Annotated in this window: 8 protein-coding genes; 1 reads left to right on the forward strand and 7 read right to left on the reverse strand. The window is 45.7% G+C overall.

The features are described 5' to 3' along the window. Positions 1–4: 4 nt before the first annotated feature. The 7 genes from BN6465_RS16675 to BN6465_RS16705 form a co-directional block, all read right to left on the reverse strand. Positions 5–574 carry a DUF6434 domain-containing protein gene (locus tag BN6465_RS16675; protein ID WP_066737325.1) on the reverse strand — a complete coding sequence of 190 codons (570 nt, stop codon included), beginning with the start codon at positions 572–574 and terminating at the stop codon, positions 5–7. Between the two features lie 12 nt (positions 575–586). Continuing rightward, positions 587–1,426 (reverse strand): carbohydrate ABC transporter permease, encoded by an 840-nt coding sequence (locus tag BN6465_RS16680; protein WP_066737327.1) that lies wholly within the window; start codon positions 1,424–1,426, stop codon positions 587–589. Beyond that, entirely contained in the window at positions 1,427–2,302 is an 876-nt protein-coding gene (locus tag BN6465_RS16685) for a carbohydrate ABC transporter permease (RefSeq protein WP_066738734.1), read from the reverse strand. Positions 2,303–2,337: 35 nt separating this feature from the next. Then, positions 2,338–3,609: a sugar ABC transporter substrate-binding protein gene (locus BN6465_RS16690; protein ID WP_066737329.1), complete on the reverse strand. Its 1,272-nt coding sequence runs from the start codon at positions 3,607–3,609 to the stop codon at positions 2,338–2,340. Between the two features lie 141 nt (positions 3,610–3,750). Further along, on the reverse strand, positions 3,751–4,455 hold the full coding sequence (locus tag BN6465_RS16695; RefSeq protein ID WP_066737331.1) for a hypothetical protein: 705 nt from the start codon (positions 4,453–4,455) through the stop codon (positions 3,751–3,753). A 173-nt stretch (positions 4,456–4,628) separates the two neighbouring features. Then, on the reverse strand, positions 4,629–5,909 hold the full coding sequence (locus BN6465_RS16700) for an MFS transporter (RefSeq protein WP_066737333.1): 1,281 nt from the start codon (positions 5,907–5,909) through the stop codon (positions 4,629–4,631). A 12-nt stretch (positions 5,910–5,921) separates the two neighbouring features. Next, complete coding sequence (locus BN6465_RS16705; protein WP_066737335.1) at positions 5,922–7,109, reverse strand: M20 metallopeptidase family protein; 1,188 nt, start codon at positions 7,107–7,109, stop codon at positions 5,922–5,924. A gap of 245 nt (positions 7,110–7,354) precedes the next feature. Between BN6465_RS16705 and BN6465_RS21070 the strand changes: the two genes are divergently transcribed. After that, positions 7,355–7,979 (forward strand): hypothetical protein (locus tag BN6465_RS21070; protein WP_199882857.1); only part of this gene is annotated, 625 nt, incomplete at its 3' end.

Below are 7,979 nucleotides of genomic sequence, written 5' to 3' on the forward strand. Positions count from 1 at the left end.
CCTTCTATTCTAATGCTTTCAAGTCCGCTTCTTCATACCGGTTATGTCCGGGCAGCCCCTTCTTGTATTTCCAGCACTTAATGGCTTCATCCAAGGATTTCTTGCTGTTAGCCGCAAAAAAATCACGGATATACGTATTATACTCAAACTGCTTATCTATAACCGTTTTTCCCTTTTTCTTCTCTTCCAAGATTTCGTAATATGCCTCAATAGCGTCTCCATATGTTTTCCCAGCGCTGCCTTTTAACCATTTCTGAAAGGCAACATAAAAAGAGAAGCTCTTCCCTATCCGCTCCTTAAAAAATGCACGGTGCTTTTCACTGCATACAAAATCAGGCTCAATCTTTGTGTTCTCGCTGATCACACCGACCACCGGCGCCTTCTTTTTAGCGCGGGAATTGTTTAAAACTCTGCCTGTGTCAAGAAAATACGCTATCCTCTCTGCAATCTCCGTCTTCCCACCCGAAACCGGAAGTCCGTTTTCCCTGCAGAAGGCTGTCAGTTCTTCTTTTAAATAGTAAAAACTCTGAAACTCCGAACTGCTCATCTCTTTGTTTAAATCAGGTCTGTCCATTTTCATTCCTCCTTACTTGGTCGATCCCCTTGTCATCCCGGATACAAGATACTTCCGGAATATCAATGCTGCTGCCGCCGGAGGCACGATGGCGATCAGCCCTGCCGCCGCAGTTATGCCATATTGTATAGAATCTTTTACCATGAATTCACTGGTGACGATGGACACTGGTTTCGTCTGGAAGGAGGAAGCCAGTATCAGTGGAATCTGAAATTGATTCCATGCACTTAAGAACATGATGAGCGCGCTGGAAATCACAACCGGATAGGCTACCGGAAGAATAATGGCAAAAAAGGTGCGGATTCTTCCACAGCCATCTACCCTTGCCGCCTCTTCTATCTCTACAGGAATTGTCGTAAAGTAATTGGACATCAACCAGATACTCATCGGAAGAAATGAACTGGCATATACAAGGCTGAGCCAGAACATTTTATCAAGCAGTTCATACGCCACGAAAATCCGGTAAAGAGGTATGACCGTAGCAAATACCGGAATTACCATGGTAATAAGAATTGCATTCTTAATCACACGTTTCCCCCGGAATTGGAACCGGGAAAGAGAATATGCCGACATCAGCGCAACCGGTATTCCGATAAGAAGCGTAAGCCCCACAGCTTTCAGTGAATTAGCCATTCCTTGGAAAAGGATTTTACTCTGTCTGGCCGAATCAGTAAACAATGTGACATAATTCGTCCAAGTCGGTTCTGTGGGAAACATATTCATCGTATTTTTAAACATTTCAAATTCCGGGGTTATCGATACAAAGAAGGCCCATACAAAAGGTCCCACCGTAAAAATGAGAAAAACAATCACTACCACCGTGTATAACAACTTTCCTCTCTTTGTGTTCATCTAATACTCCACCTCCTTGCCGAGGCTCCTAAGATAAAAGAATCCCAGCACCGCAGAAATCAACATGATAATATAAGTCAGGGCGCTGCCTTTTCCAAAGTCCAAAAAAGAGAAAGTGGTGAGGTAGCTTTCAATCAGAAGGTTCTTCCCTAAGTCACTGTATCCCGAAAGGGCGACAATCTCATCAAAAATGTTGACCGCGGAAATGGAGGCTGCCGTAATGCCGATTCCCACAAAGGGCCGTACAAGGGGCGCCGTAATGTAACGAAATACTGTCCATCTCCCCGCACCGTCGATCTTAGCCGCCTCATAGAGCTCCTGTGGAATGGCGCGAAGCCCGGAAAGGCATACAATCGCGGAAAAGGGAATGCTTCGCCAAGCCACAACGAGCGCCACTACAAATAAGAGCAGAAAGCGGCTGGACATCCATTCAATCGGTTTATCCGTGACGCCAAACACAATCAAAAGCTTATTCATAAACCCATAGCCCGGATGGAATATAAAACGCCAGATAATGCCGTTCACCACCGGCGGCAAGGCCCACGGAAGGACGGCAGCCGCCATCAGCACCCCGGAAAGCTTCGTATCTACATTTAACATCAGTGCCACGCACACGCCAAAGACCGTGGTAAGTACAACAACCACCGCCAGAAGAAACATGGTATTTTGAAAGCTGTACCAAAAAGAATCGGAAGTAAGTACACTCCGATAATTGGCCCACCCGACGAAACCAGTATCCTGCGGGGCCGTGAGTTTCATCTTCTGCATGCTGTATGAAAATGTCTTAATAATAGGATAATACACCAGTATTACCATAATTGTAATAATTGGCAAAAGGAGCGCAATGCCTAGCGCTCCCTCAGATCTTTTTTTCATATGAACCATATGCTCCTCTTTGCCTTATCTTTTGTCTATTCAGACGTCAGTTCTGTAACCTTCTTATTCATCGCGTCGAACGCCTCCTGAGCAGACACTTCACCAAGAACCATCTTATTGATATTGTTGTAAATCGCGTTGCTCATCTCGGAGTAGTATGCCGGAATTCCCTGCGGGAATGGGGACTTGATAAGCTTCGCCTCATCCAGCATTGCGCCCGCATTTTCAATGGTACCGTCCTCGATCAGCTCTGCCAGTACTTCGTTCCGTGTAGGAATAGAGCTGTTCGCCTTAAACAGGTCTTTCTGCGTATCTGCAGAAGTATACCATTTCACGAACTCTTTAGCCGCCTCTTTATTCTTGGAAAATTTTGTCACTCCAACTGCCTCGGGCAGCGGCATAGTCTTATCAGAAGTACCTTCTTTGCCCGGCAGGAGAATTGCCTCGATCTGTCCCACCACGCTACATTCTTCTTTATTATTGCTAAGTCCGACAAACTTCGTAGGGCCTACCATAAAGCTTGCCTCGCCGGCCGTTATCTTACGGTAGCAGTCCATGCCGGACGCAGTCTTGATCGCCGGGTCTGTATATCCCTCGTCGACCAGCTTCTTCTCAAACTCCAATGCATCCACGACAGCCTCTTCATTCAGTGTTCCATCTTCATTAAACACTTGTCCGCTTCTTGAGAACGCCATCCACATCATGGAGGTGGTCGCAGATTCATCCGCGTTCATCGGCATGGTATATGGATACTCCACGATTCCTGCCTCTTTAATCTTTTTCAGCGCATCGTATACTTCATCCCAAGTCTCCGGCGCCTTCTCAATCCCTGCCGCCTTAAAGTGTTCCTTGTTGTAATAAGCGATTCGGTAATCATTGGCATACGGAACAGCCAGCACTTTACCGTCGATAGTAAATGTCTCCAATGTAGGCATATCCGCCTTATCTTCATCGGACATCTCAATCTCTTCCAGCCATCCTGCGCTGTTCATCTCTCCCACCCAGGACCAGTCCACTTCAATTACATCGGCCGCAGCGGCTCCGCCGGACGCGGCAATGGCTACCTTGTCACGGATATCATCCCATCCGACCACATTCATCACCACTTCGATGCCGGTATCCTCCGTGAAATCTGCGAGCATATCGTCGCTTGGCACGGCCCAGTCCGGAACCATCACCGTGATTTCCTTCGTCTCTGTTGTTTTATCTTCCTTATTCGTGTCGTCGTTCTTTTTTGCCCCGCATCCAGCCACAAGGATGCCTGTCAATGCCGCGCATAAAAGAATACTGAGCAATCTCTTTTTCATAATGCTTCTCCTCTGGTCTACATATTTTTACATATTTTTCAAACAATTATCAGTATACTCAAAACACTTGTTTGTTTCAAGGCAATCCGATGAATTATTTATTTATTTTTCCAATATATTATTGCCAGATATGGATTTTTTCTATACGCTTTCTGTCCCCTCATCTTCCGGAACTTCTTCGCCCGCCAATTTCAGAATATCCGCGATTTCTTCCTCCCCTAGTTCCGAAAACTGGGCAAGCTCATCCACACTTACCTTTCTTCCCATCTCTTCCGTCAACTTTTTAATCAGCTCATCTAATTCCTGCACGCGCTCAACCATTTTGCGGTCTCTCACCTTGACCTCGGCCTGCTCCTCCAAAAGAGCTTCCATGCTTTGCCGGACCATGGCGAGAATCTCTTCCTCTGCGGTGTCCTCTTTTTCCATCGCCAGCATAAGGCCCACATTGCCTTCCTGAATCAAGTCTCCCAGAAAAACTTCTGGACGGTGAAGCTCTCGGGCTATCTCCACCACCTTGGGCAGATAGTAGGATAAAGGATTGTCTTCGGGCATCGTACCCATCTCCGCCTCATAAGTCTTGAGATACTTCTCCTCCTCAGAGCTTAAGATGCCCTGATTATGAGCGTCATCCGACGCAGGCTTTACCGTTCCGCCCTTCTTCACATACCCCTTGACTATAATCTTCTGTGAGAGCAAAAAATCATATACAAGCTCCATCTGTTCATCCGTGAGCCCGTCCTCCCCAAAATATGCTTCCACTTCATCTATCTCTATCATTCTCCCCTTTTCATTACAAAGCCTTACTAATCCTGAAAGCTTTTTCTGAAACTGCAGTCTGTCCGCCATATCTTTTACACTCCTTTGATTACCGATTTTGAGTTTTGTCTTCCTATTATATACTTTTTTCTATTATTTTACCAGACAAAACTTCCGCTCCTCTCTGAAATTAAAAAAGTATGCAGAAAATCATCTCAGATATTCTGCATACTTTTATGAAAAGATATTTCCGTTCAAACTTATTACGCTTCTGCCCCGGCCTCAGGCACCGCAACGGACATCTTTTTCTTAGACATCGCCATACATGCCAAAATGGAAATGAGCGTCAGTACAATCATCACCGCGCAAGCCGGCCAGATGATAGAATAGTTTCCTGTGATATCAAACAGCAGGGAAACAAGAAGGTTTCCGATGATTCCGCCGAAACGGTTCACAGAAACAACAACACCGTAAATCGGGCCATAGTCCCTGTTTCCAAAAATCTTGCTGGTCAAAAGTGTAGGCATTACAGAAACCATGCCTGTGGAAAGTCCATAGAATAAAATAAGTCCGAAAAACGCCACTCTGCTTCTTGCAAAGATAAAGCATATATATGCGATTGTCGTTACTGAACAGATGTAAATAACACCTTTTTTCTCACCGAATTTATCTACAATACTTCCCAAAATTAATTTTCCAAATATACCTACCGCCGCATACGCAGACGCCGCTCTGGCCGCCACTGCTGTTCCATATCCGATATCCGCCAGATAAGTAGGAGTCTGGAGCGCCGCGCCATTGGCAAATGTCATGGCAAGAACCGCAAACAGGAATAGATATAAGATAGGAGATTTCATCGCCTCTTTCATTGTCATGCCAGTCAAAACTTCCTGCTTCTGCTGCGTATTTCCTTTCAGTGCAGCAATATCAGTCACGCCGTAAGGCAGAAGGCCTTTGTCTTTCGGACGGTTACGGATAATCGCATACAGACACGGCACGGTTATGACGAACATGAGCGCGCCTGTGACACGGTCCGCCGTTCTCCATCCATAAGTAGATATGAGTTTTTCTACGACTGGGTTGAAAATAACGCCACCGATACTTGTACCGATTGTTGCAACGCTGATCGCAAATCCTCGTTTCTCCTTGAACCACGCAGTAAGTAATATAGAAATTGGAAGCAGGGTACTTCCGGTGAAGAATATTCCCTTTATAAAGGAAAGGGGAAGAATACACCAAATGTTCGGCATGAATGACCTGCCTATTGTACACAGCGCCGTAACGGCCACACTCATAGGCAAAAGCTTCCTTGCATCTTTCGTCTTATAGATTTTCCCCCACACCGGAGCGCTGACCACGGCTCCCACCGTTATCATTACACTCTGCAGTGACAGCAGTGTCCTTGGAATCTGCAGATCATTGTACATCGGAAGGATGTACAGCGCGCTCACCTGCATTACCAGAGACTGCACAATAATATTAATCAACACACAAGCCCCTAAAATAAACCACGCATAATGTATCTTTTCTCTCTTTTTCTCCATTGTTTTTCTCCTTTATTTGTTCTTCTTCAGCCACTCACATGCCATCTGGGCATAGGCAGCCGCCCCGATTGGAAGACATGCTTCATTGAACTTTACCTTTGGATGATGCTGACCGAACTCTGTTCCCATCTGCACTGTAGCACCCAGCACTACGAACAAAGTCGGAACTTTGTCGGCGATGAAAGCGAAATCTTCTGAGCCCGGAAATGACTTCTGCATGCTTACCACTTGTTCTTGCGGAAGCATCTCACGGAATGAGTTGACTGCAAACGCCGCCATGTCTTTGTCCGATACAAGTGGTATGGTGTAGTTGTCGCTCAATTCAACGGTGGCTTCTGCACGGAAGGCATGCGCTATATCTGCCGCAATATCCTTCATTCGTTTCAGCAGCATCTCCCGGACCTCCTTATTATAAGTACGCACGGTACCCAGCATGACCGCTTCATCCGGAATCACGTTGAAGGTAGTCCCCCCTTTGATGCATCCCACTGTGAGGACTCCGGTCTCCCCGGCACGCAGTTCCCTTGCCTGCAGCGCCTGCAGTGCAATATGTATGTGGGACGCAACATTGAGCGGATCCACCGTCTCGTCTGGTCTGGAGCCGTGTCCTCCATGTCCCTTGATTCGTATTGTAAATAAATCGGAGGAGGCACAGGTCGGGCCGCCGAACACAAGAAGCCGTCCACTCTTTGCTATCGAGTTCACATGAATGGCAAAGGCTGCGTCTACGTGAGGATTTTCCATGACTCCAGCCTCTATCATAGCGCGGGCTCCCTGCATATTCTCTTCCGCCGGCTGGAATAAAAGCTTAATCATGCCTTCCAATGACTCTTCCTGCTCTTTCAGCAGCTTTGCCGCCCCCAGAAGCATTGCAGTATGTAGATCATGTCCACAGCAGTGAGCTGCGCCCGGCACTTTTGAAGCAAATTCCAGACCACTTTCCTCCTGCATCGGGAGGGCGTCCATATCCGCTCGGAGCAGTAATACCTTACCGCCTGCTTTTCCCACGGTAGCAGTCACCCCTGTCTCGGCCACTGTCTGAGGTTCATACCCCATTTCCTTCAGTTTGCTGACCACAAAGGCTGCCGTATTCGTGGTTCCCATGCCAAGTTCGGGATTTTCATGGAAATGGCGGCGCATTGCCACTAGCTCTTCTGCCATTTCTTCCGCTCTTTTTAAAAACGTATTTGTCGGTTCCATTTTGTCCTCCTATTTATTAAATATTTTATTCTTATTTATTAAATAGTTTATATATTACCGTCCCTTTTGTCAATATGTATTTGAAAATATAGTTATATTCACTTATTAATCTCTTTAATTTTTGTGCATTTTGCCTATCCAGCTATAGATTCATAAATTTATCTTAAGTTAATTCCAATTTACAAATTCATAAACATTATGTTATAATTTATTCAACTATTTAAAATTTATGGAGGTAGCTTTTCATGAAGCCAAGAGTAGCTTTTCTTTCTGCGCCGCACTATTGTGAATACATCAAGCAGCTTATGCAGTACTATGGATTCAATTTTAACGATCTATGTGATCTTGATTTTTATGAATATAATCTAATCGCAGAACTCCCGGAGCTTTACCGCCGGATTTATGACCAATATGACGGTTTCTGTGTGACCGGTAACTTTACAAAGGAGCTTATTTTACAGCTCACCAGCTTTTCTGGAAAGCCGATTCAGAGTATCTATGCTCATTCGCTGGAATATTTCAAAGAGTTTTTCTATCTGGTCAATGAGAACCGCTCCATTGATTTCAAGCGTGTAGTCACCGACTTTTCCCTTTGGCTGGGGAATCGTACCTCACTGCCGATACCATCAAATGTAGACGAATTCATCAATGTCAACCGGCGTTTTGCAGACTTGCAGACACAATTGTTAGAGTATGTTTCCACCGATGATATATTAAAAGCAGAGCAGAATATTATCACCAATGCCTCCGCACTCTTTGCAGAGGGAAACGCCGACCATATCGTATGCCGTCTTCTGCTTGAAAAAAAAAAACTCCAGGAAAAGGGCATCCCCCGCTCCTTCGTCTATCCAGCCAGCGATACGGTGGTCG

The organism is Bariatricus massiliensis (genome assembly GCF_900086725.1).
GTDB classification, from domain to species: domain Bacteria; phylum Bacillota; class Clostridia; order Lachnospirales; family Lachnospiraceae; genus Allocoprococcus; species Allocoprococcus massiliensis.